19 protein-coding genes and 1 tRNA gene are annotated in these 24,821 nt (G+C 52.0%); 16 read left to right on the forward strand and 4 right to left on the reverse strand.

Going from position 1 to position 24,821, the window contains the following annotated elements:
- The first annotated feature begins 81 nt into the window (after positions 1-81).
- From ACTQ3A_RS10360 to ACTQ3A_RS10370, 3 genes are read left to right on the forward strand one after another with little or no spacing between them, the layout of a single operon-like run.
- The gene (locus tag ACTQ3A_RS10360; protein WP_441494788.1) at positions 82-273 is read left to right on the forward strand and encodes a hypothetical protein; all 192 of its coding nucleotides are present in this window, start codon (positions 82-84) and stop codon (positions 271-273) included.
- On the forward strand, positions 257-1,354 hold the full coding sequence (locus ACTQ3A_RS10365) for a pseudouridine synthase (protein WP_441494787.1): 1,098 nt from the start codon (positions 257-259) through the stop codon (positions 1,352-1,354). The genes ACTQ3A_RS10360 and ACTQ3A_RS10365 overlap by 17 nt, the downstream gene beginning before the upstream one ends.
- A 56-nt stretch (positions 1,355-1,410) precedes the next feature.
- Entirely contained in the window at positions 1,411-3,879 is a 2,469-nt protein-coding gene (locus tag ACTQ3A_RS10370; protein WP_441494786.1) for a hypothetical protein, read from the forward strand.
- Between the two features lie 200 nt (positions 3,880-4,079).
- Here ACTQ3A_RS10370 and rd read toward each other — a convergent pair whose 3' ends face one another.
- Positions 4,080-4,241: a rubredoxin gene (rd, locus tag ACTQ3A_RS10375; protein WP_441099633.1), complete on the reverse strand. Its 162-nt coding sequence runs from the start codon at positions 4,239-4,241 to the stop codon at positions 4,080-4,082.
- A gap of 349 nt (positions 4,242-4,590) precedes the next feature.
- On the opposite strand from rd, the gene hisA reads away from it, so the two are divergent.
- The 5 genes from hisA (at position 4,591) to ACTQ3A_RS10400 (ending at position 11,501) form a co-directional block, all read left to right on the forward strand.
- Positions 4,591-5,433: a phosphoribosylformimino-5-aminoimidazole carboxamide ribotide isomerase gene (gene hisA / locus ACTQ3A_RS10380; protein WP_441494785.1), complete on the forward strand. Its 843-nt coding sequence runs from the start codon at positions 4,591-4,593 to the stop codon at positions 5,431-5,433.
- A gap of 209 nt (positions 5,434-5,642) precedes the next feature.
- Positions 5,643-6,452: a methyltetrahydrofolate cobalamin methyltransferase gene (locus tag ACTQ3A_RS10385; protein ID WP_441099635.1), complete on the forward strand. Its 810-nt coding sequence runs from the start codon at positions 5,643-5,645 to the stop codon at positions 6,450-6,452.
- 206 nt (positions 6,453-6,658) lie between these two features.
- Positions 6,659-7,300, forward strand: coding sequence for a cobalamin B12-binding domain-containing protein (locus ACTQ3A_RS10390; RefSeq protein WP_441099636.1), 642 nt, complete (start codon positions 6,659-6,661; stop codon positions 7,298-7,300).
- A gap of 145 nt (positions 7,301-7,445) precedes the next feature.
- Positions 7,446-9,230 (forward strand): ASKHA domain-containing protein, encoded by a 1,785-nt coding sequence (locus ACTQ3A_RS10395; protein WP_441099637.1) that lies wholly within the window; start codon positions 7,446-7,448, stop codon positions 9,228-9,230.
- 99 nt (positions 9,231-9,329) lie between these two features.
- A complete protein-coding gene (locus tag ACTQ3A_RS10400) occupies positions 9,330-11,501 on the forward strand; it encodes a hydantoinase/oxoprolinase family protein (RefSeq protein ID WP_441099638.1) in 2,172 nt (723 codons plus the stop codon).
- A 55-nt stretch (positions 11,502-11,556) separates the two neighbouring features.
- On the opposite strand, the gene ACTQ3A_RS10405 is transcribed toward ACTQ3A_RS10400, so the two are convergent.
- Together ACTQ3A_RS10405 and ACTQ3A_RS10410 are read right to left on the reverse strand one after the other, a co-directional pair.
- Positions 11,557-13,410: a sensor histidine kinase gene (locus tag ACTQ3A_RS10405; RefSeq protein ID WP_441099639.1), complete on the reverse strand. Its 1,854-nt coding sequence runs from the start codon at positions 13,408-13,410 to the stop codon at positions 11,557-11,559.
- On the reverse strand, positions 13,407-14,942 hold the full coding sequence (locus ACTQ3A_RS10410; RefSeq protein ID WP_441099759.1) for a response regulator transcription factor: 1,536 nt from the start codon (positions 14,940-14,942) through the stop codon (positions 13,407-13,409). Before ACTQ3A_RS10410 ends, ACTQ3A_RS10405 begins: the two co-directional genes overlap by 4 nt.
- Between ACTQ3A_RS10410 and ACTQ3A_RS10415 the strand changes: the two genes are divergently transcribed.
- The 5 genes from ACTQ3A_RS10415 (at position 14,835) to ACTQ3A_RS10435 (ending at position 20,195) form a co-directional block, all read left to right on the forward strand.
- Positions 14,835-15,113 (forward strand): hypothetical protein, encoded by a 279-nt coding sequence (locus ACTQ3A_RS10415; protein WP_441099640.1) that lies wholly within the window; start codon positions 14,835-14,837, stop codon positions 15,111-15,113. The two genes, ACTQ3A_RS10410 and ACTQ3A_RS10415, sit on opposite strands and share 108 nt — an antisense overlap.
- 54 nt (positions 15,114-15,167) lie before the next feature.
- The gene (locus tag ACTQ3A_RS10420; protein WP_441099641.1) at positions 15,168-16,694 is read left to right on the forward strand and encodes a sugar ABC transporter ATP-binding protein; all 1,527 of its coding nucleotides are present in this window, start codon (positions 15,168-15,170) and stop codon (positions 16,692-16,694) included.
- The gene (locus ACTQ3A_RS10425; RefSeq protein WP_441099642.1) at positions 16,694-17,680 is read left to right on the forward strand and encodes an ABC transporter permease; all 987 of its coding nucleotides are present in this window, start codon (positions 16,694-16,696) and stop codon (positions 17,678-17,680) included. The genes ACTQ3A_RS10420 and ACTQ3A_RS10425 overlap by 1 nt, the downstream gene beginning before the upstream one ends.
- 2 nt (positions 17,681-17,682) lie before the next feature.
- Positions 17,683-18,693 (forward strand): ABC transporter permease, encoded by a 1,011-nt coding sequence (locus tag ACTQ3A_RS10430; RefSeq protein ID WP_441099643.1) that lies wholly within the window; start codon positions 17,683-17,685, stop codon positions 18,691-18,693.
- 230 nt (positions 18,694-18,923) lie between these two features.
- Positions 18,924-20,195 (forward strand): substrate-binding domain-containing protein, encoded by a 1,272-nt coding sequence (locus ACTQ3A_RS10435; RefSeq protein ID WP_441494784.1) that lies wholly within the window; start codon positions 18,924-18,926, stop codon positions 20,193-20,195.
- A gap of 373 nt (positions 20,196-20,568) precedes the next feature.
- Here ACTQ3A_RS10435 and ACTQ3A_RS10440 read toward each other — a convergent pair.
- Positions 20,569-20,656: transfer RNA gene (locus ACTQ3A_RS10440), tRNA-Ser, on the reverse strand.
- Positions 20,657-20,908: 252 nt separating this feature from the next.
- On the opposite strand from ACTQ3A_RS10440, the gene ACTQ3A_RS10445 reads away from it, so the two are divergent.
- From ACTQ3A_RS10445 to ACTQ3A_RS10455, 3 genes are all read left to right on the forward strand, one after another.
- Positions 20,909-22,246 (forward strand): glutamine synthetase family protein, encoded by a 1,338-nt coding sequence (locus ACTQ3A_RS10445; RefSeq protein ID WP_441099645.1) that lies wholly within the window; start codon positions 20,909-20,911, stop codon positions 22,244-22,246.
- A 41-nt stretch (positions 22,247-22,287) separates the two neighbouring features.
- Entirely contained in the window at positions 22,288-22,836 is a 549-nt protein-coding gene (locus tag ACTQ3A_RS10450) for an ANTAR domain-containing response regulator (RefSeq protein WP_441494783.1), read from the forward strand.
- Between the two features lie 304 nt (positions 22,837-23,140).
- Positions 23,141-24,514, forward strand: coding sequence for a C40 family peptidase (locus ACTQ3A_RS10455; protein WP_441099647.1), 1,374 nt, complete (start codon positions 23,141-23,143; stop codon positions 24,512-24,514).
- Positions 24,515-24,821: the final 307 nt, after the last annotated feature.

Below are 24,821 nucleotides of genomic sequence, written 5' to 3' on the forward strand. Positions count from 1 at the left end.
GATATCTTGGTGTATAATTCAATCCATGACAGTTACTTATGGTAACTGAAGGGAACTAAAGGGAACAATAAGCAGGTTCTGATGGATGAAGCAATCAAAGCGCAGATTTTGTTAACGGAAGCGGATGAGACCCAGGATCTGACAACTGGAGCGGGCGGGGCAAAACCGGATGATCAGAATTCTCAGAGAAACGGAAAATTATATAGCGGTAAGAAAACCTGCCGGCATAGCGACTCAGTCGGGAAGGCTGGGGCAGATGGATCTGGTGAATGAGCTTCTGAATGAGCTTGCGGCCAGACAGCGCAAGGAGAGACGCATACTGGGTAAGACACGGATGTCCAGGGCTCCGTATCTGGCGGTGATCAATCGTCTCGATCAGCCTGTGGAAGGGATCGTTCTCTTCGCGAAAAATCCGAAGGCTGCGGCGAAGCTCTCGGAGATGCTGAGAAATCACGAGATCCGCAAGGAGTATCTGGCTGTTGTATACCTGACGAAGGAAATCAGCTCTGGCAGCAGGATCGATATGGCTGGAGAGGTCAGAACGGGTGGCAGGAGCGGTCCGGACGGTGACATTGTAATGGATGAAGGGATGGCTCCGGCCGGTGACACCGGAATGGATGACGGGATCGGGCCGCTTGACGGGCAATGGCATCAGCTTTCAGATTTCATGCACAGCGATGGCAGAAGCAACCGATCTGAGATTGTCGGAGAGAGAGTACCGGGCGCGCAGAGGGCAGTTCTGAAGTACAGAATTCTGAAGATTTCCGGGGCGACTCAGGCCGGAACAAATCGCGGGCAGGAGTTGGACTGCGGAAGAAACGTGGCATGCCGGAGTGGCGAAAGCCGCGGGCAGGAGTTGGACTGCGGAAGAAACGCGGCATCCCGGAGTGGCGAAAGTCACGGGCAGGAGTTGGACTGCGGAAGAAGCATGGCATCCCGGAGCGGCGATAGTCACGGGCAGGAGCGGTTCTCCGGGAAGAAGGGAACTGACCGTGCCGGTGATAATTCCGGGAAAGAACAGCAGGCACCAGAGATTCCGGCTGACGTTTATGAGTCCGGCACGAAGAAGGCACTGCTGGAGATTGATCTTGGCACGGGCAGGCATCATCAGATCCGGCTGCAGCTTTCTCACGCGGGAATGCCGATTGTGGGAGACCGGAAATACGGTGTTGAGAGCTGCCGGGAGGTGGAACACACGAAAAAACGATGGGGAGAGCATGGAAATTTTCCGGCTCTGTGTGCGTTCCGTCTGATCTTTACCGATCCGTGGAGCAAAGCTCAGACAGAGATTCGGGCACTGCCGGAGGGGGAGAATTTCAGGGGCTTTGGGGAGATCCGGATGGAGGAGATCTGATCTGCCGTCGTATGCGATATATGTAAAATTAAATTCAGGGGAGCATCGCAGGATTTATGAAGAAAGCTATTCGTGTTTTTTTAATACTGCTGGTGATTTTCGTGGCGGGGGTGATTGTGTTTTCGCTGCAGATCAACCGCAGGCAGGAGCCGGAGAATACTGAGGAGGCAACGGGGCCGACGCTTCCGGTCGTCTTCATGGAGATTGACGGAACGGATGTGAACGAGATGTTCGGGGTGCGCGGAAATCTGCAGGAAACCTCGGAGAGGGACTCGGTCACTCCGCTTCCATCCTCGAAGAAACTGTCGTTCCGTATAGATCCGAAGGAATCGGAGATAACGGGAGTAAGTTATGAGATTTCGTCCATCGCGGATGAGAGTCTGGTGGAGAACGGAGAAATCACGGGTCAGAAGACCGGAGAGGATGGCTCGGTCACTGCTTCTTTTACGGCAAATTCGAACCTCCGGTCAGGCCAGGAATATATGCTTTGCATTGATCTGAAACTGAAGAGCGGTGATGATGTCCGATATTACACAAGACTAGTGCAGGGCAGCGGTATTGACTTCAGCGGATATCTGAAATTTGTCAGTGATTTCGGGATGATGTGTCTGGACAAGAACAATCAGGACACACTTGCGGGCTATCTGGAAACAGACGACAGCGGCACGTCAGGAGATTTTACGGATGTGGATATTACATCCGATACGGATACCGTTACCTGGGGAGACCTCGCGCCGTCTATGGTAACGGAGGCTGCGCCGGTAATCTGCGAGTGCAATACGACTACGGTCAGCATGGAAGCGGATTACATCATCAGTTCGAAGGACAGTGAGGGGCAGACGGAGTACTATAAGGTAAAAGATTTCTACCGCATGAAATACGCGGACGGCACGACAAATATCTCACTGCTGAACTTCAAGAGGACGGCAGCGCTGATCTTCGACAGCAGCCTTCCGGTTCTGACAGACAGCGGGCTTTTGCTCGGCGTTCAGGACAGCAGCATTTCCTATGCGTCCAGTGAGACGGGAAATATTGCTGTTTTTGCGGAAAACGGAGATCTCTGGTCGTACAATACGGAAACCGGAGCGTTGAGCTGCCTTTTTTCCTTCCGTGAAAAAGCAAACGGGGCTTATACCTTTGATGACCGTACGGAAAATGAGCAGCATGACTTTGCAATTGAAAATGTGTCGGAAAACGGGGACGTCACCTTTGTGCTGTACGGCTATATGCCGTCCGGAGCGCATGAGGGACGGATGGGGGCCGCCGTATTTACGTATTCGGCGAACACGGATATTTCAGAGGAGAGGATGTTTATTCCTCTCAATCAGAGCTACGATGTGCTGAAACGAAATATTTCCCGGCTGTCCTATGTGAGCAGCAAGGATGAGCTGTACCTGTTTCTCGGGACGGAGCTGTGCAAGATTAACCTTACGGACGGGTCGTACGACGTGGTGCAGGATACCATTGACAGCAGCGGATTCGCGTCGTCGGATTCGCAGCAGATGGTCGCATGGCTTGACAGTGACAATACAGGCGGCTCGAAGACGGCGACAATGCTCGATCTGGAGAGCGGAAAGACACTGCAGATTCCGGCGCCGGATGGGGAGGCCATTGTTTCCTGCGGCTTTGTGGACAATGATTATGTGTACGGGCTGGTTAAGGATGAGGATGTGGTTACCGGAAGTGACGGCACAATTACGTGTGGAATGTATCGTCTTGTCATTGAGGATATTAACGGAACGGTCAAGAAGGATTACCAGAAGGAGAATCAGTATGTCACCGCGGTGTCAGAGGAGCATGACGCACTCGCACTCAGGCTGTCTACATTGTCCGACGGTACCTACCGGGATGCGGGAACGGACCGCATCGTAAAGAATGGACAGGAAGATACTGGTGTTGGCCTAAGCACCACGACCGACAGCCGGACGGGGCAGGAGAAGGTGCTTACTCTCGGAAGTGGTTCCGCTGAAAAAATCACACAGAAGAGTGCGGAGATTCTCTATACAAAAGCCGGGTCCGAGACCATTCTGGAGTGGCCGGAGTCGGATCAGAACCTGTATTCTGTATATGGGTTTGGAACGCTGCAGGGGATATACAGCAGCGCGAACCGGGCAATCGCGGCGGCGGATGGTGTGTCGGGACTGGTGCTTGACAGCGCACAGAGATATGTGTGGGTCAGAGGAGACTGGCCGTCTTCCTATACGATTGATACCGCGACGATTCCGGAGGGTTTCCTGGAGCTTGCCTATGATTCCGATGCGCTTGGAAATCTGCTCGGGTCCGGATATACTGTGCTGAATCTGTCGGGATGTACGCGTGAGGAGCTGTACTATCAGCTTTCAAAGGGTTATCCGGTGCTCGCAAAGGTTTCAGACAGCAGTGTATATTATGTGATCGGGTATGACGAGTATAATATCTGGATTTATGATAAAACGAGCGGGAAGGCAAAGGCGGTAGCTACAGATGATGCGGATGCGCTTTTCAAGAAGAATTCGTATCAGTTCCTGAGCTATATTGCCGCCTGAGTAAGACTATTCGCATTCAGTCTCTTACACACGCTTTGCGTGTGACGAGCCTGTCTGCGTTTTCGAAGAGCTGTTCAGACTGTGATATGTATAAGCTTATACATAAAAAAAGCCGTCTCAGGTGTCCGGAGATCCGGACAAGACCTGAAATGGCTTTTCCAATGTCATGATATATGTCTGACTGGTTCGCCGGAGCGATATCAGTCAACCGGGGAGAAGTCCTCCTTGCCGGCGCCGCAGATCGGGCATACCCAGTCATCGGGGAGATCCTCAAATGCTGTTCCGGGAGCGATTCCGTTGTCCGGATCTCCTTCTGCAGGATCATATACATATCCACAAGGACCACATTCATACTTTTGCATAGCTAATACCATCCCTTCTGTAATTTGAATAAGTTGATTTGTGAAAAATTCCTTCCGGAAATCCGGCGAAGAAAGTTTCTTGATCATGATTGCATTATATTATGAAGGAGTTAGGTTTGACAAGGCAAAACGGATATTTCATGTGGACAGTAACTGTCCGGCGGATTTTGAAGGTACAAAATAGAGAAGGGTGAAGGCCTATCGGTCTGAAGGGGGCTCAGCCGCAAAACTAAATTGTCTGAGGAGGCTCAGCCGCAAAACTAAAATGTCTCAGGGGTTGAGCCGCAAAACGACATTGTCTCAGGGGGGGCATCCACAAAACAAAAGTGACAAGAAAGGAAGTATTCTCATGGAGTTTCGGCCGTGCATCGACATACACAATGGAAAAGTAAAGCAGATTGTTGGAGGGACGCTGAAGGATGCGGGGGATTTCGCCGCGGAAAACTTTGTGTCCGAACAGGATGCCGCATTCTACGCGAGGCTGTACCGGCAGTACGGGCTTCGGAACGGGCATATTATCCTGCTGAACCCGCCGTCCTCAGAATACTATCAGGCAACACTGAGACAGGCGGAGGCCGCGCTTGCGGCATGGCCGGGAGGACTGCAGATCGGAGGCGGTGTCAATGCCGAGAATGCGGCTCGTTTTCTGGAAAAGGGAGCGAGTCATGTCATCGTTACATCTTATGTCTTTCGTGACGGAAAAGTTTCCATGGACCGGCTCGGACGACTGGTGTCTGCCGCGGGAAAGGAACACCTTGTCCTGGATCTCAGCTGCCGGAAAAAGGACGGCAGGTATTATATCGTGACGGACCGCTGGCAGAAATTTACGGACGTGGAAGTGACCATTGATTCTCTTTGCGAATTTGCAAAGTACTGCGATGAGTTCCTGATTCATGCGGCGGATGTCGAGGGCAGGGCGATGGGAGTCGAACGGGAGCTGGTGGATATTCTTGCGAAGGCATCGGAGAGAATTTCCGGGGCTATTCCGGATCCGCATAGAGATGGAACGAAAAAGATTTTTCCCATTACATATGCCGGGGGCGTGGGAAGCTTTGAGGATCTTCGCTGGCTGAAACTGGAGGGAAAGGATTGTATCAATGTGACGATTGGAAGCGCTCTGGATCTGTTCGGAGGCAGTATGAATTTTGAGAGGGTTCTCCGTACATGTGGACAAGATACAGCTTCAGAATGACGGAAAAACCGGAGATAATGAGATAAAACGCATGAATTTGTGCAAAAGCTTACAAAAAATGCCGACAATATAGCATAAATTTTTACGTGTATTTTTAATTCATTGTATACATTGAACAATAGGGTGTTATACTGAATCTATACTCATCTGCGTGTTCTGGCGGAAAGGAAGACGCGATGATTGGATAGTATGTTTAGGAGGGTATTACAATGATAATTATCGGAGAGAAGATCAACGGATCGATTCCTGCAGTCGCGGAAGCGATCAAGAATCGTGACGCAGATGAAATCAAGCGCCGTGCGCTGATTCAGGCGAATGCGAGAGCAGATTATATTGACTGCTGCGCGTCCGTTCCGGAAGCGGAGGAGGTAGAGACACTGAAATGGATGATCGACTGCATTCAGGAAGTTACGGATGTTCCGATTGCGGTTGACAGTCCGAGCCCCAGAGTCCTGAAGGAGATATTCCCGTACTGCAAGAAGCCCGGAATCATCAATTCCGTTTCCGGAGAAGGCGACAAGATTGACATTCTCTTCCCGGCGATTGCCGATACGAAATGGGAAGTTATCGCACTGTGCAGTGACGATACTGGAATTCCCAAGACGGCGGATGACAGACTCAGAGTTTTCCATCATATCATGGATGAGGCGAAGAAATACAACATTGCTCCGAGCCGTATCCATATTGATCCGCTGATCGAGATGCTTTGCACGTCCGAGGATGGAATCGGGATGGTGGAGAGCGTTATGCAGACGATTCGCAGCGAGTATCCGAGCATTCATATTACCGGCGCTGTAAGTAATATTTCCTTCAATCTCCCGGCAAGGAAGCTTGTCAATATCGGATTTACGGTTCTGGCTATGAAGGCAGGACTTGACAGCGCGATCTTCGATCCGACGAACCGGGATCTTCTGGGAGTTATCTTCGCAACCGAGGCGCTTCTCGGCAACGATGAGTACTGCATGGAGTATATTGAAGGATTCCGTGATGGACTGTACGGACCGAAACCGAAGGCATAAGAAACGGGTTAAACGCATATTGCTTCAAGAGGATGTACAGGCGGCAGAAATGTTGGAAAAACTGCCATAAGAAACGGATTACACGCACATACCCTCAGGAGGGGCACCACAACATGATATTCATTTCACAGACATCCTTGCGGAAAAGGAAATCTGTGATTGCGGAATGAATATAAATAAATTATTTAAAAGCGGAGGATTTTACAATGGGAAGTATCGAAGAAGTTGCTAATCTGGTTGAGCATGGACGTTCCAAGAAGGTTCCGGCTGCAGTTCAGGCTGCTCTGGATGAGGGAATTGATCCGAACGACATTCTGCAGAAGGGTATGATCGATACCATGGGTATCGTCGGAGAGAAGTTCAAGAACAATGAGATCTTCGTTCCGGAGATGCTGGTAGCTGCAAAAGCAATGAAGGCAGGCGTAGAGGTTCTGAAACCGCATCTTGCAACAGGAGCGGCAGGCAAGCTCGGCAAGGTCATCATTGCTACGGTAGCCGGCGACCTTCATGACATCGGCAAGAACCTTGTTGCGATGATGATCGAGTCCGCCGGATTTACAGTAATTGATCTGGGTGTTGACGTGCAGATCGACAAGATCATCGAGGCGGTCAATGAGAATCCGGATACAAAGATTGTTGCGCTGTCTGCCCTGCTGACAACCACAATGCCGTCGCTGAGAGATACTGTTGCCGCACTGAACGGCGCTCCGTTCCGCAGCAACATCAAGATTATGGTCGGCGGTGCTCCGATTACGCAGGAATTCGCGGATGAGATCGGCGCAGACGGATATTCCGAGGATGCTGCATCGGCTGCTGAGCTTGCGAAGAAGCTGGTTGGCGCAGAATAATTTCATAAGAACAGGTATATGGGCCGGCGCATGGGGAAGCTTGTATGCGTCGGCTCTTTTTCTGTTAGAGATAAAGATCTGTAAAGATCCGTAAAAGCGGGATGGCCGGGGATGCCGGCAGATTTTTTATAAGAGGTGATGGTTCATGGCAGAAAAATACAGAATATGTTTTCGGCCGCAGAACAAGGAAATAGAGGCCGATGCGGGAATGACCATTCTGGAGGCGGAGAGAATGGCGGGTCTGGAGCCGGACGCGCCCTGCGGCGGCTGCGGCAAGTGCGGAAAATGCAGAGTGGATATCCTGAAGGGAAAGAGAACCGGAGTGGTTCTGGCATGTCAGACCCGGATCGACAGCAGCATGACGGTAGATACGATGTATCAGGAAAAGGTCCGGAAAATACTGTCCGAGGGACTGACCAGGGAGGTACCGGTGGAGCCGGGAGCTTTTCCGGGAGAAGATCAGGCAGAGGTGAAGGCCGAAGGGAGAGAAGAATCCGGTGTTCCGTTCTTCCTGATGGCCTTTGATATCGGCACGACGACGGTTGTAGGATATCTTCTGGACGGGCATACCGGACGGACGCTTTCCGTTGCCAGCCGGATGAATCCGCAGCATGCGTTTGGCGCCGATGTGATTTCGAGAGCGAATTATGTGCTGGAACACGGAGAAGAGGGGAGCCGGGAGCTGAGAACATGCATTGTGAAAGCCATGAACGATTTGATCCGTGAGGCAGCGGAAAGCGCTGGGGTTCAGGTGGAGGATGTTCTGCAGACGGCTGTGGTCGGAAATACCTGTATGCATCATCTCTTCCTCGGGATATCTCCGGACAGCCTTGTGCACGCTCCCTATGTTCCAGCAGTGCGGAAGGGAATGATCCTGACGGCGGAGGAAACGGGACTGAGGTTCGGGCCCTGCTGTTCAATGGGGGAAAAGACAGGGGAAATCCCTGTATTTGAGCTTGAAAAGGAAACTCTGGCGAATAAAGACAGCGGAAAGCGCTTCCTGATCAGCCGGGACATGAGACGCGCGGACAGCATTCATGAGAAACAGGGAGTTGTCCTGCTCCTTCCGAATATTGCGGGATTTGTCGGAGCGGATACGATTGGCTGTATGGTATCGGCGGCCTTTGACCGGCTGGAGGAGCTGACTCTGATGGTGGACATCGGGACCAATGGAGAGATGGTTCTGGGAGATCAGAAAAAAATGCTTACGACCTCTACGGCTGCCGGACCTGCCTTTGAAGGCGCGAAAATTGAGTGCGGCATGCGGGGAGCAGATGGCGCGGTGAGTCATCTGCGGGAGTCGGACGATGGTTTTTCTCTGGAGGTCGTCGGAGATGTGAAGCCTGTCGGCATCTGTGGTTCCGGTCTGATTGACGCGCTTGCCTTTCTGATCCGCCATGGCTTTATCAATAATTACGGCGCTTTTCGTGATCCGGAGGACCTGGAGGATCCTCTGGCATGCAGGCTGAAGGACAGGTTGATCACCGTTCATGGACAGCCTGCCTTTCTGCTCGTCAGAGGCGAGGACAGCGCAGACGGCGGAGAGATCTATCTGACACAGAAGGACGTGAGGGAGGTTCAGCTGGCCAAGGGAGCGATTGCGGCAGGAATACAGATTCTGACGGAAAAACTGGGAAAGAAGACCGGAGAGATCCGGCACGTTTTTCTTGCGGGAGCCTTCGGAAACTATATGGATTCCGGGAGTGCCTGTGAGATCGGAATGATACCCTATGAGCTGCGGGACAGAATCACGGCGGTGGGGAATGCCGCCGGAGAGGGCGCAAAGCTTGCGGCGGTGAACCGGGGAGAGTTTGAGTATGCCTGCAGGCTGTCAGAGGAAACCGAATTCATTGAGCTTGCCTCAGAGAGCAGCTTTCAGGACGTTTTTGTAGACAAGCTGGAGTTCGAGCGCGCAGTGGAAGACGAATAAGAGCAGCGGCAATGAAGGAAAATGTGAAGGAAGAAAATGTCCGGGATCGGTTGATGACGGATTTCGCAAAGAAAAGACAGAGAAGGAATTTTTCAGGATATGATCGGAATAGGAATAGATACCGGCGGAACCTATACGGATATTGTCGTATATGACATGGGAAGCGGCAAGGTACTCGGATCGGGGAAGACCCCGACGACGAAGGACCATCTGGAGGTGTGCATTCTCAAGGCATTGGACAGCATGGATCAGAGCTATATCCACCAGGCGGAGCTTCTGGCGCTTTCCACGACGCTCGCGACAAATGCCTGTCTGGAGAATAAGGGAGGAAGGGCGAAGTGCCTGATGATCGGCATGAATCCGGAATCGATGAGCAATCTGGACCAGGTATATGGATCATACGGGTTCCGGGATCTGAAGGAGCTGGTCTTCATTGATGGGAAGCCGGAGCATTTATTTGAGAAACCGGAGGATCCGGACTGGGAGGAACTGAAGGAGAAGGGACCGGAGTGGTTCCGGGGCTGCCGGGCGGTGGGAATCACGCAGATCTATCCGGATGCAAACGGCGGACGATTTGAGCAGGAAGCGGAAAAAATCCTGAAGAAAGAGGGATTTCAGGTTACGACAGCATGGAATATGTTCCATGATGTGGATGTGCTGCGAAGAGGTGCCGGCACACTTCTGAATGCGCGATTGATTCCGATTATTTCGGACTTTCTGGACGCCGTGCGCAGAGCGCTGTCGGAACGGCATCTGAAGATGCCGATCGCGATCGTCGCGGGAAATGGAAATCAGATGGCTGAGGCGGTCGCGTGTGAGAGACCGGTGGAAACGCTGCTGTCCGGGCCGGCGGCAAGTGCGGTCGGCGGGAGTGTGATCTCGGGAGAGCCGGACGGGATTCTCGTGGACATGGGCGGTACAACGACGGATATCGCGCTGATCCGCGAGGGAGAGCCGGTGCTGGCGGATCATGGGATCTCGATCGGGCAGTGGAGAACCACGGTCAAGGGGCTGTATGTCGATACGACTTTGCTCGGCGGAGACAGCGAGGTTTTATTTGAAAACGGCCGCATTCTCCTTGGGAAGGAGCGGGTGATACCGCTTTCAGCTCTGGTGCAGATGTTCCCGGCACAGAAGGAGCAGATCATCCACAGGCTTCATGCGCTGGCGGAATCCGGCAAAAAACACACGCGGATGCTTCATGAATTTCTGGTGCTGCAGAATAATATTCTGGCTGATCCGGATCTTCGGGACCGGTATACGCCGGAGGAGATCCGGATCTGCGAGGTCCTGCGGAACGGACCGCTGATTTTGGAGGATTTTGCGGAAGCTGCCGGAGAAAGCGTGTACAAGCCGGGAACGGAGCGGCTGGAGGCGGAAGGCGTGATCATGCGCAGCGGCCTGACTCCGACGGATATGATGGTTCTGAAGGGAGACATCGATCTGTACGGAGAAGATTCTGCAAGAGCGGTTCGCGAGGCAGTGCGTTTCCTGATCCAGAATACGGATCCGGAATATTATCGAATGTCAGGGCGCGGGAAGACCGCATATCCGATGCGCGATCATGGCGCAGATGCAGAGGATGAAAAAAAGACAGCCGAGACCGGAAAGTCTGCAGAGACGGGGCCGGAGGAGGCAGTGGCGGACGAGGTATATCGCCTGGTAGAGAAGAAGATGTACCGCAGAATCGTGGAGATTCTGATGGCACAGCAGCATCCGGGGCAGCGGCGTTACCTGGAACAGGACGGGGTGAAGAAGATGATCGACTGGTCGTTTGAGGAAGCCAGGAGAGGCGGCGCAGAGGACTGGGCGGGAATGAGAATTCATACGGACCTGCCGATCATCGGCGTCGGCGCGCCGGTGCATATCTTTCTCCCGACCGTTGCAAAATACCTTGGGACGAGAGCAGTCATCCATCCTTACGCCGGCGTTGCCAATGCGCTGGGAGCGATTGCCGGGAAGGTTTCCGCGAGAGTCAGCATTCATGTGAAGGCGGATTATCAGGGTGCGGTTCCGGACGGATTCTCGGTGACCGATGGTAAGGGAAAACATAAATTTGAACATTATGAGGATGCGGAGCAATATGCGGAGAAAACCGCAAGAGAGCAGGCGGCAGAGGAAGCGTGCCGCCAGGGGGCCGGAGAGAATCCGGAGATCCGGATTCTGAAGCGGCAGATACGGACATCATCGGCAGTCGGTCCGGAAGTCTTCTTTGAGACGGTAGTGGAGGCTGTCGCTTCCGGGCGGTTCCAGGTTTCCGGGAGATCGTAAATTATGTCCCGTTACCTGGCTTTAATAGTTTAAAAATTGATTGGGCGACGGAAATCTAGCCTTTCCCCGTTTTTGGAGGCAGCTGAGCCGGATCGGTGTATGCGGGGATCCGGATTTCAACCTCGGTTCCCTGGCCCGGAGTGCTGGAATAGCGGAGCCCGTAGTCCTCACCGTAGAGAATCTGCAGACGGCGGTGTGTGTTGAAGATGGCGATCTGGTTTCCCTTACCGGAGGATGGTATTTTTCCGGTGAGCAGATCACCGATCTTCTCCGGCGGGATGCCGACGCCGTCATCCGAGAGAAGCAGAATCATGGTTCCGTTTTCGATCCATCCGGTCAGTACGATCGTTCCCTTCCGGCTTTCTTTTTCGAGAATGCCGTGCAGGATGCTGTTCTCGACAATCGGCTGAAGGGTCAGCCGGGGAATCCGATTTTCCATCATAGAATCCGGCACGTCCACGACGAAGTCGATGCCGTTGTCGAAGCGCATGTTCTGAAGGCGCACGTAGATTGAGGCATGTTCGATCTCCTCTTCCAGGACGCCGACGGAATCCTTGCGGCTGAGCGTAAGACGGTAAAATCTGGAGAGATCGCGGACAGCCTGATTGATTTCCCTTGTCCGTCCCTGCTGCGCCATCCAGTTGATCATTTCCATGGTGTTGTACAGAAAATGAGGATTGATCTGTGCCTGCAGAGAGCGGAACTCGGCGATCCGGAGCTCCTCGGACTGTTTCTGCTGTTTCTCCATCAGATTGTTGATCTGCCTTGCCATGTAGTTGTAAGAGTCGACCAGATCACCGATTTCATCATTTTCGGTCGGAGAATTCATGGGGACTGGCGGCCCGTTCTTAACCCTGCTCATCTGCCGGCTGACGGCGCTGATCCGGTCCGTGAAGGAGCGGGACAGGAAGTAGGCGAGAAAAATGGCGATGACGGCAGTCGCGGACCAGATCGTGACAAGCTTCAGCCAGTACATCATGGTCGTCCGGCGGAGAGGTGCGGAAGGCGTGATGCTCACCAGAAACCAGTCCGCCGCGGGAAGATAATAGTATGAGACATAGACTGTCTCGCCGAGGACCTTTTTTTCCAGGAACCCATTTGAACTCATCAGATTATTCTGGATGCTGCTGTAATTCATATAATAGATGCCGGAGAGCCTGGAATTTGTGGTTGTGACCATGGCATCTCTTTCATTTGTGATATAGGAGACGCCTCCCTCCGGTGTCGGGTGTCCGGTCAGAATCTCCCGGAGAGTATCGGAGTGAAAATAGCAGGCTACGTAGCACCTTGTGATGGTTCCGGAAGAATCCCTGACAGAGGCCGGGTGAATATAGGCGCAGTCTCCCAGGTCGTTTTTCTCGGAGACACCAAGGTACAGAGGGGGGCAGAACAGCTCCGATGGGTGCGTGCTGTAAAAAATGCCGTACCAGTAGGTCGCCGTTATGTCGTGCATGGAGGCGAAGACGCTGTTTCCCGCAGAGAAAACGCGGCTGTCCTTCGGGAGATCGACATAGATCCGGATTGCCGACACGCCGTTTGAAGAGAGATATCTGGAGAGACCGCTCGAGAATGCGGCGGCATCCTCCGAGGTCAGGGCATCCGGGACAGAGGTATCGATGGTCTCTGAAAATACACTGTTGTAGAACCGGTTGGTTCTGATCTGATCGTAGACATCGATGACGCTGCGGATCCGCTGCTGAAGCATAGGGGCGGATGCGGCGGTCTCAATCTGCTCCTGACGGAGAGTGTCGGAGGTGATCAGCTGATACAGTCTCGTGGAGAAAAAAATCCCCGCGACGATCATCGGAATCGCCACCGCAAGCATAATCGTCAGAAATAATTTGTACTGGATTTTCAAATCTCCGTAGAGATGGGAAAATCTGGTATTTTTTTTGCATTCTTTTTTCAAAGGGAACACCTGCTCTCCCGGTACTCGGATGGGGACTGGCCGGAATATTTCTTGAAGGCCTTTCCGAAGTAGTTGCTGTCATTATATCCGACGCGCGCGGCAATGTCGGATATATTGTTCCGGGGATCCGCGAGCAGCTCCTTCGCTCTCTCCAGGCGGAATTCCGTAAGATACTGGTTGAGGGTCTGCCCGGTCTCGTTCTTGAACACCGTGCATGCGTAGGATGCGGACAGAGACGCATACCCGCTGATTTCCTTTGTGGAAAGCATCGGATTGCTGTAGTGGCGGCTGATATATTCCTTGATCAGATAGACCGAGGAATTCATCGGAACATAGTTCTCCACATCGTTCAGGAAATCGTTGATGGTCTTCTTCAGCATGTCGTGGAGTTCCGGATACGAAAAACAGCGGTTGAGGGAATCCAGGGTGTTGTCAAAGCTGTTCTGGGTGCCGGAACCCGGGAGCTGGCGCTGCCTTCTCTGTGTGAAGACGGCATCGAGGAGCCGGTAGTACAGGGTCTGGATATTCCCCCGTATCAGAGCGGGGTTCTCGAAGACAGCCTGATACAGCCTTTCCATGAGTTCCTCCAGAATGACGCGGGAGGGATTCCTCAGAGCCTTGGTCAGCTCTTCGTAGATTGTCTCCGGGTTTTCCCGGGAGGGGAAAACTGACTCCGGATCGCTGCAGAGAACTGTCCTATTATTATAGAAGAAACTGCTCTGCAGACGGATGGCGGCGGAACTGTAGGAATCGTAAAGCTTCTGAATTCCGCTTACGATCTGTCCGGCAGACAGATACCAGTTGTCCGTGTCGATATGACAGGAGAGGAAATCCGTGACCGTCCGGACCGTGTTCAGAGTGAACGAGTTTTTCCGGAACAGATGGAAGACAAACAGGTTTGGTTTCTTTTCGGCGGCGATCACATGAAGATGCAGCTGACGCGCAAAATCATGGAGCAGCTTCTGAAGGCGGGAGAAAAAATCGGGGCTCAGGTCAACCTGTTCGTCTGTCTGCAGGAGAACGGTAAAGGCAGCGTGAAACAGGTCGACAGACCCGTAGCGTGTACAGTACTTCCGGCTCAGATCCTCTACGGATTTACGCGAAGAGGGGTACGGCATCGTCAGGCAGAGCGCCAGATGAGCGGCGGAAATGGAATCTGTGATGCTCTCCGCGTTTTTGGTCTGTTCAATGGTGTGATAGCGCTCGATGGAGGTTCTGACCGTCTCTTCCACCTCGCGGATATCCAGAGGCTTTTCCACATAATTCACAGCCTGAAGGCGAATGGCGGCCTTCAGGTACTCTTTGTCGGTATAACCGCTCATGAAAATGAAGACTGTGTCAGGCATGAGCGTATGAATCCGTTCCATCATTTCAATTCCGGACATCCGGGGCATCCGCACATCACTCAGGATGATTTCCGGTTTATGAACGGAGGCCTGATGGAGCCCCTCCAGACCGTCTCCGGCGACATAGACCTCGTCGATGCCGAGCCGGATCCAGTCGATGGAGGAGGTCAGTCCCGTGCGGGTCAGATTTTCGTCGTCTACAATCAGAAGTTTAATGGTGATACCTCCCTGAAAAACGCAAGAGTGTGGTTTTTGTTCGTGTTTTCGTTTAAATCAACAATATACAAACATATGATAGCACGGAATGAATCAGATTCGGAAAAAATATTACCCGATTCCATAAAAAATTCCTCTTAAAGCATACTCTGGTCCGATGCTATACTTCTTTCATATGGAAAGGAGGACAAGAGCGTGTCAGAGGATTTGATTCTGGAACTTAAAGGTATTACCAAGATTTTCCCCGGTGTGAAAGCGCTGAATAACGTGCAGTTTCAGCTCCGCCGCGGAGAAGTACATGCTCTGATGGGAGAGAACGGAGCGGGCAAATCTACGTTCATCAAGGTTATCACAGGTGTTCATGCGGCAGAAGAGGGCCACATGTACCTGAACGGCAAGGAGGTGCATTTCAAAGGGCCGAAGGATGCTCTGTCAGCAGGTATTGCTGCCGTTTATCAGCATCCGACGACTTATCCGACGCTGAGTGTCACCGAGAATATTTTTATCGGTCATGAATTTATTAAGCACGGGATGATCCAGTGGAGACAGATGAATCAGGAGGCCAAAAGGCTTCTCGACCGTCTCGACGCGGATTTCAAGCCGAGCGACGAGATGGGAACGCTTTCGGTAGCTCAGCAGCAGATGGTTGAGATTGCCAAGGCACTTTCCACAAACGCCAAGATCATCATTCTCGATGAGCCGACGGCGGCGCTTACGGCAAATGAGTCCGAGAAGCTGTACCGGATCGTGGATCAGCTCAGAGAAGAGGGAGTTTCCATTATCTTCATCTCGCACCGCATGGAGGACATGTACCGGCTTGCTTCAAGAGTTACCGTATTCCGTGATTCCCAGTACATCGGAACCTATGATGTAGACAAGATCACCGAGGCGGATCTGATCAAGGCGATGGTCGGACGTGAGATCTCGGATATGTATCCGAAGCCGGAGGTGAAAATCGGTGAAGAGGTATTCCGCATTGAGGGAATGAGCCGTACAGGATATTTCAAGGATGTATCTCTGAATATTCATGCCGGAGAGATTGTGGGACTGACCGGTCTGGTCGGCGCGGGACGTACAGAGACCATGGAAGCGGTATGCGGCATCACAAAGCCGGATGCCGGCAAGGTATTCGTCAATGGAAAAGAGGTTCATATCAAGAATCCTGCGGATGCGATGAAGGAAGGAATCGTCCTTCTTCCGGAGGATCGTCAGAAACAGGGCCTGATCCTCAGCTGGGGGCTTGGGGACAACGTCATTCTTCCAGTGCAGGATGAGCTTGCAAAGGGACCCTTCAAGGTAAAGAACGAATCGAAGGAGCGGGAGCTCGCGAAGAAGTACCTGGAAGAGGTTGATACAAAGGCAGTGACGATCTTTGATCCGGGCAGCAGCCTGTCCGGTGGAAATCAGCAGAAGGTCGTGGTTGCGAAGGCACTTGTTCAGGATAATATGAAGGTGCTGATCATGGATGAGCCGACCAAGGGCGTTGATGTCGGCGCGAAGGCAGAGATTTACAGCATCATGGGAGATCTGGCGAAGAAGGGATATGCGATTCTTCTGATTTCCTCCGAGATGGCAGAGATCCTGGGCATGAGCGATCGGATTTACACGATGTGCAAGGGCCGGATTACCGGATGCCTCGATATCAATGAGGCTTCTCAGGAAAGCCTTCTGGAGCTTTCCATGGAAAACAGCAGGACTACCGGGAAGGAGGCAGTTAAATAATGAATCAGAAAAAATCATTATGGAAAATCATCACCGGTTCCCGTGAAGTCAGCCTGCTGCTGATCCTCATTGTGATGCTGGTTATCGTTCAGATTCTCAGCCGGGGCACATTCCTGACGCCGACGAACATCGGACAGATCTTCCGGAATAATGCGCTGACCATGCTGATGGCGCTCGGTATGCTCTGTGTCATGCTTACCGCCGGCATTGATATCTCGATTACTTCAACGCTTGCTTTTACCGGAATGATCATCGGAATGCTGCAGAAGAGAGCAGGATTCACCAATACACTGGTTCTGTTCCTGCTGGCCGCGCTGATCGGTATCGCCTGTGGTTTCCTGAACGGACTGATCATTTCAAAGGGCCATCTGGCACCGATTATCTGTACGATGGGCTTCATGTATATCTGGCGTGGACTTGCCTATGTGGTATCCAACAACCAGTGGGCATCCGGCGCGGACGTGGCAAAATTCGCCGAGTTCGGAAAGGACGGATCGGTCGGCCCGTACATTGTTCTGATTGTCGCCTATGTTGTCTTCTTCGTCGTCATGAAATGGACGACCTTTGGACGCCGCATCTATGCGGTCGGCTCGAATGCCGATGCCGCACGGGTGTCCGGTATTAATGTAGACCGCGTTCTGATTCAGGTCTACACGATGATGGGTCTTCTGGCAGGAATTGCCGGTGCCCTCTCGGTATCCATCTATGCTTCCGCACAGCCGAACATGCAGTACGGAAAAGAAATGGATGTTATCGCGGCCTGCGTCATCGGCGGCACATCCATGAACGGCGGCCGCGGATCAGTTGTGGGAACCTTCCTCGGAGCCCTGTTCTACGCGGTTCTCGCAAAGGCACTTCCGCTGGTCGGCCTGGATTCCATCTGGCAGAACCTGATCAAGGGTGTCGTGGTACTGGCCGTTGTTCTTATTAACGTACTGACGCAGCGCACGATGGACAGAGCCGCACTGGAAAGAAGGGAGATGTAATCATGGCAGGAAAATCAGGAAGAACCATAGATGCCACCCCGAAGACCAGTATTAAGAGCAAAGTCTTAAGCTGGGAGAGTGGCCTGATCGTTATTTTTATCGCAGTATTGATTTTCGGATCGATTGTCTCCAAGAGCTTCACCTTTTCCAATGTTCTCCGTGAGATGCCGAAATATCTGTCGGAACTGTTCATGATGTACGCGATGGGATTCATCCTTGTCATCGCTGAAATCGATATTTCTGTCGGAGCCATTGTGTGTCTGGCCGGAACAATGACCTGCTTCGCAAACCGGGCGGGAGCACCGCTGATCGTACAGATTATCGTCTGCATCGGCGTAGGATTCCTCTGCGGCAGCCTGAACGGAGTGATCGCGACGCATTTCCAGGAGCTGCCGACCATGATCATCACGCTCGGCACCCAGATCATCTTCCGCGGAATCGCGGAGGTATCCATGGGCAGCGGCGGATCGATATCTCTGTCAGATCCGATGGGATTCTCAAAAATCGGAGGCATGGTCGGACCGTTTCCGATTGCCTTCTTCCTTATTATTATCACAGCGATCATCTTTATCTTCATCCTGTCCAGGACAACATTCGGACGGAAGATGTACGCGGTCGGATCCAACCGTACGGCAGCTCTGTACGCGGGAATCCCGGTTCAGAAGATCCGTCAGATCTGCTTTACGCTGGTAGGCACCATGGCAGGTATCTGTGCGCTGTTCCTTCTTGCGACCTCCTTCGGAGCCAATACCACAACCGGACAGGGCTTTGAGATGGACGTCATCGCAATGTGCGTATTTGGCGGCATCGCCACCACCGGCGGCAAGGGAAATCTCGTCGGCGCGACGATCGCGGGATTCACCATCGTATGTCTCCGCATCGCCCTCGGACAGCTGAACATGAGCGGCCAGACGATTCTGGTCATCATCGGTATCCTGCTGATTGTGTCTGCCCTTATTCCGGGAATCAATCAGTCTATAAAGAACAGAAGAAAAACGATTGCGGCGAAATGAGAATCGCATCGGGTCCTATACGCGCGCTTCGCGACGAGCTCCGGAGCCGCGCCCGAATGATATGGACCAACAGGACGGGTTCATACGGGGCTTTGCGACAGGTGAGCTGTTTGCGATTTCGAGGAGCCTGCATCGTTGGATTGTACCTTTTTTCTAAAAATATTACCATTTCAAGAAAAAAATGGTGATGTTACACTTAATCTACAGTCAGAAATCACAGGAGGTTTCTGATGGGGGTAACCGGTCGGCGAGACCGGAAACAGCAAATGGTCGATGAGACCAGAATGATTCAGGAGGGTTTAACAATGAAAAAACAGGTAGTTAGCGTAGTACTGACGGCCGCTATGGCAGCCGGACTGTTAGCGGGATGCGGAAGCAGCACATCTACTTCCACCAGCAGCAAGTCATCCTCAGGCAGTTCTGCTTCCTCGGCAAGCACATCATCCACAGCAGGCACTTCATCCGCGAGCAGCGCAGCTGCTTCTTCCAGCAGTGCTGAGGCCGTTGCCTCCACATCCGGGGCAGCCGGCGGAGTCGGTGATGTATCCGGCACCTATGCACTGGTTCCGAAGTCAGCCGGAAACCCGTTCAACGAGAGAGAAGCTTCCGGATTCCAGGATGCTCTGAAGGCACTGGGATGCTCTGATGACCAGATCATCGTATCTTATCCGGATAATGCCACTGCTGATGCGCAGATCACAGTTATCCAGTCTCTGATCTCACAGGGTGTAAGCTCCATCGCGGTTGCGGCAAATGACGCAAGCGCTCTTGACGCGGCACTGAAGCAGGCATCTGACGCCGGAATCAAGGTATGCACCCTCGACTCCGATGTTGACGCTGATTATCGTTCTGTATTCTGCAACCAGGCCGGCGTTAAGGAAATCGCGCAGGCTCTTATGGACGCAGTTTATGATATCTCCGGCGGCTCCGGCGAGTACGCGATTCTTTCCGCTACCTCTCAGGCGACAAACCAGAACGCATGGATCGCCGCGATGAAAGAGATCGCTGAGTCCGATGACAAATATGCGGATCTGAAGCTTGACGAGATCGCATACGGCGATGATGAGGCTCAGAAGTCCACAGACCAGACACAGGCTCTTCTGACCAAATATCCGGATCTGAAGGTTATCTGCTCCCCGACAACCGTAGGTATCGCTGCAGCAGCAAAGGTTCTTCAGGACCAGAAGTCTTCTGTAAAGCTTACCGGACTTGGACTTCCGTCTGAGATGAAAGAGTACATCGGTGACGATGATTCTCATTCCTGCCCGTACATGTTCCTGTGGAACCCGATTGACCTCGGCGCTCTGGCAGCATATGCTTCCGTAGCTCTGGTTAACGGCTCCATGACCGGCGCTGTAGGCGACACCTTCTCCGCAGGAGATCTGAACGATGGCAATCCGTATGAGATTACCGCAAACGCTGACGGTGCTTCTGAGGTTATCCTTGGACAGCCGTTCAAGTTCGATCCGAGCAACATCGAAGAGTGGGCAGAGGTTTACTAAATCGCAAACTGACACGCCGCATTCAAAACGCGGCATAGAAGCATAGAAACGAAACCGGCATCCGAAAGGGTGCCGGTTTTTTGGTGATCAGAAACGCTGGCATAACGGAAAAAGTATGTGACCTTCTTACAAAGCAAATAAAATGAAGCAGCATAGGAAAAGTAAGCATTAAAAAGAATAACAAAGAAGAGCAGGCGAAAGCACGAATACGTTAAAAAGAATATCAAAGAAGAGTAAGCGAAAGCGCTAATACGTAAAAGAATAAGCGAAAGCGCTGATACATTTAAGAGAATATTAAAGAAGAGTAAGAGAAAGCGTTTGTCAGAACATGAAAAAGACCTGCCCGGATCACCGGACAGGTCTTTTTAAGAAGCGGAGATGAAGGGAGTTGAACCCTTGCGCCGGTTACCCGACCTATCGCATTTCGAGTGCGACCTCTTCGGCCACTTGAGTACATCTCCGTATTTGATCTGCGGGAAGCTCACTGTAAAGGACATGAGCCAAACCCACTGTGTAACATCACTATTCTAGCAGAGACAGGACAGCACTTCAAGGACTTTTTGAATATTCCATCGTTTTACAACTTGTAATGCAAATTTAGAACGGATATGATATAAATTAAGTATTTGAAAGCGCACGGCTGAACGCTATGATGCATACTGTTAATTGCAGATAAACTGTATGGAACGGACAGGTTCCGGGAAAGGGTATATATGGGCAAGTATACGAAGCAGGATATTTTCAGGATCGTAGAGGAAGAGGATGTAGAGTTTATCCGTCTTCAGTTCACCGATATCTTCGGCATGCCGAAAAATCTGGCAATTACCGCAAGCCACCTGGAGCAGGCACTCAACAATGGATGCACCTTCGAGGCATCTGCCATCGGAGGTATCCGGGACGGGGCGGAGGAGCTGTATCTGTACCCGGATCTTGATACGTTTGAAATCTATCCGTGGAGACCTCAGACAGGAAAGGTTGCCCGGATGTACTGCGATATTTACACAGAAGAGGGAGAGCCTTTTGCAGGCGACTGCCGTCAGGTGCTCAAAAGAGTTCTGAAGGAAGCGGCTGACATGGGCCTGAGGTTCGAGATCCGTCCGGAACAGGAATTTTTCCTGTTTCATACCGATGACGAAGGGCATCCGACAACGACAACACATGAGATCGCCGGGTTTTACGATGTAGCTCCGCTCGATCTGGCGGAGAATGTGCGCAGAGATATTATCCTCACGCTGGAAGAGATGGACTTTGAGGTGCTCGGTTCTCATCACGAGATTTCACCGGCACAGCATGAGATTGATTTTGCGGAGGGACGCGCGGACCGGATCGCTGACGACGTAGTGACTTTCCGGATGGTGGTGAAGACCATAGCCAAAAAGCATGGCCTCTATGCAACCTTCCTGCCGAAACCAACGGAGGGGGTCAACGGATCCGGAATGCACATCAATATTATCTGCCGGGATCTGCTTGGCAAGAATCTCTTTGCGGATGAAACCGGAAGCGGAGACCTGTCAGAAACCGGTCAGCAGTTCGTGGCGGGTCTTCTGGCACACAGCAAATCGATCACGCTGTTCACAAATCCAATTGTAAACTCCTATAAGAGACTGATTCCCGGTTTTGACGCGCCTACGCAGATCGCGTGGTCAGATAATCTGGCGAATCGCTCGGCAGTGATCAATGTGCCCCATCGCAAGGGAAATAATGCCCGCATCGAGTACAGAAGCCCCGATGGAGTCTGCAATCCTTATCTGGCATTTGCGGTCATCCTGGCAGCCGGCCTGGACGGCATCCGGAACAGGATGAAGGCGCCGGAGAAGGCGGATGTCCGTCTGTCCGGAAAATCAAGGTGGGAGCTGAAGAATATGCATCTTGATACTCTGCCGGAGACACTGGGAGAGGCAATGGAATATTCGGATAAGGATCCCATGATCCGTGAAGTTCTGGGCGATTTTATCTATGACGGCTTTAAGGAGAAGAAGCTTGGCGAATGGAGAGACTTCCGTTCGGTTATCACAAACTGGGAGCTTCAGACCTATCTTGGCAGATACTGACTCTTCGGCTGTGTATTTTTGGATGATTTGAGGATATGTGATTGCGAAGTATTATTGTTGCTTATTCCAAGCTGGAAGATGCTAAGAAAATACGGGCAATTCTGGTTCGTCATGGATTGAATGTTAACGGCGTATGTACAACGGTAGACCGGGCCATCTCGCTGGCAGGTACTCTGTACGGCGGGGTTGTGATCTGCGGTTATCGGCTTGCCGATGGCATATATCTCGATCTCGCCGAGGGCATCCCGGACAGCTTTCAGATCCTTCTGGTAACCTCTCCGCGAAATGTCGATGACGAGGTTCTCCCCGCCAACACGGTTTACCTGCCGACACCCTTAAAGGTGCATGAGCTTCTCCAGACGCTTTCTCCGATGCTGGGTGAGGTCCCGCAGAGGAGAAAAGAGGACAAGCCGGTTCCCAGAAATGAAGAGGATCAGAAAAAGATTGATCAGGCGAAGGAAATCCTTATGGCAAGGAACCATATGACGGAACCAGAGGCCCACCGGTATCTGCAGAAATGCGCGATGGATTCCGGCACAAAGATTGTGGAGACGGCTGAGATGGTGATTCTGCTCGCGAGCCCGGGCTGATTGTGAAGATGAGCGAAGTCAGCACGGATGTCGATTCAGGCTTTGTAAAGAAACGGTGTCTTTTTTGGGTAAAAGATATTAAAAAAATTAAAAGAATGCGTCGATTTCATTTCGTTCGCCCTTGTAACACCTGAAAAGTTATGCTATTATGAGAAAGATTAATGAAATGTTTCATTTTTATTAATGCTCCCTTTTCTATGGGGCTGAAATATGGAACAGAGAACGGTGATGCCCCGCAGCGAGCATCAGAATATGTATAAGGTTTCCACGGAGAAATAGTATTTAACTTTTTGGAGATTTTTTGATGAAGAGAAATAAACTTGCAGTGATCGGACTTATAATTGCTCTCACGGCTGCGCCGGCAGTACCGGTCAGCGCGGATGATACGGGGTCTGCGGTGACAGAGAGTTCGCTGAACAACTCGATTGATGAGCTTGAGGCTCAGAAACAGGCGCTTCTCGGGCAGATTGATGACCTGGAAGCACAGCTTGTCACAACGGTTGCCGAGATCAATTCTGTGAACAGCAAACTTACGACTCTTGAGTCTGATATGGAGAAGACGAAGACGGATCTTGCGGCAGCAATCTCGGACAGAGATACGCAGCACGAGGCAATGAAGCTCCGTATTCAGTATATCTACGAGAAGGGCGGCGACGCTGGATGGATCAAGGTGTTCCTTGAGGATGGCGATCTGAATGCATGGCTGAATTCGAAGAGTTATACCGGAACTTTGTATGATTACGACCGCAAGCAGCTTCAGGCATATGCGGATTCTGTAACAAAGGTAACGGACCTTCAGCAGCAGCAGAACAATGAGGAAGCTGAACTTCAGAAGAATAAGGATACGCTGACAACGGATAAGGCCCGTCTGGAGGACCTTATCTCACAGGTAAAGGCACAGTATAGTGACGCAGATCAGAGAATCGCGGACGCATATCAGAAGGCACAGGAGTATCAGCAGCTGGTTGATCAGCAGAACGGTTATATCAGTCAGGTGGTAGCTCTTCAGAGTTCCGGAAACGGAGCCTCCGGATCTGACAGCGAAAGCTCATCCGGAAACAGCACAGCTGCATCATCGAACAATGGAGCTGCGTCTGACGGCGGTTCCGCAGATACGTATACCTATACGGCTTCTGCTGCGGGCGGATCATCGGACGGAACTGCTTCTGCAGGCGGAAGCTCATCCGGAAACAGCGCGCAGGCGTCTGCGGCAATTGAGCAGGCAGCGCAGCAGATCGCGGCAAGCACGGGAACAGATGTTTCCACTGCCAGACAGGCAGCACAGCAGGCATATCAGGCGACCGGGAGCACCTCTACAGCATCCGGTTCCGCGCTTCTGGCATATGCGCAGCAGTTCCTCGGCAATCCGTATGTCTATGGCGGTAACAGTCTGACAAACGGAGTAGACTGCTCCGGATTCGTTCAGCAGGTATACAATCATTTCGGTATCAATACTTCCAGAACATCGTGGGATATTGAGAACGACGGAACAGAGGTTTCCTATTCTGATGTACAGGTAGGAGATGTGATCTGTTATGATGGACACGTAGGTATCTATGCCGGTGACGGCCAGATCATCAATGCGGCGAATGAAGCACAGGGAATTACCTACACCAATGCAGATTACGACAATATCGTAACGGTGAGACGTCTTCTTCCGGACGGATCGGGTTCATAACGGTATCGAATATAATATCTTTATACAAAAACGCAGGAGCAGAGTGCTCCTGCGTTTTTGCAGTGCGCCTAGCGGCGCACGTTTCCAACGGGTTCAAGTCCCGAATCCACCCGGTAGTGGGAAGGATATAGCCGAAGGCAAGGGTGTCCGCCGCGAGACGGAATCTGAAGGAAGCTGGATGTGGGGAACATACTAACCCACGGGCAAATCTCCGGTCTGACGTACAGAAATCTTATACGAGGTTATGCATGAGGGTAAGGCTGCTGCACAAGTCGAAGCCCAATAACTACACGGAATCATGCATGAT

It is taken from the genome of Bilifractor sp. LCP21S3_F8, from assembly GCF_052117805.1.
Taxonomy (GTDB): domain Bacteria; phylum Bacillota; class Clostridia; order Lachnospirales; family Lachnospiraceae; genus Bilifractor.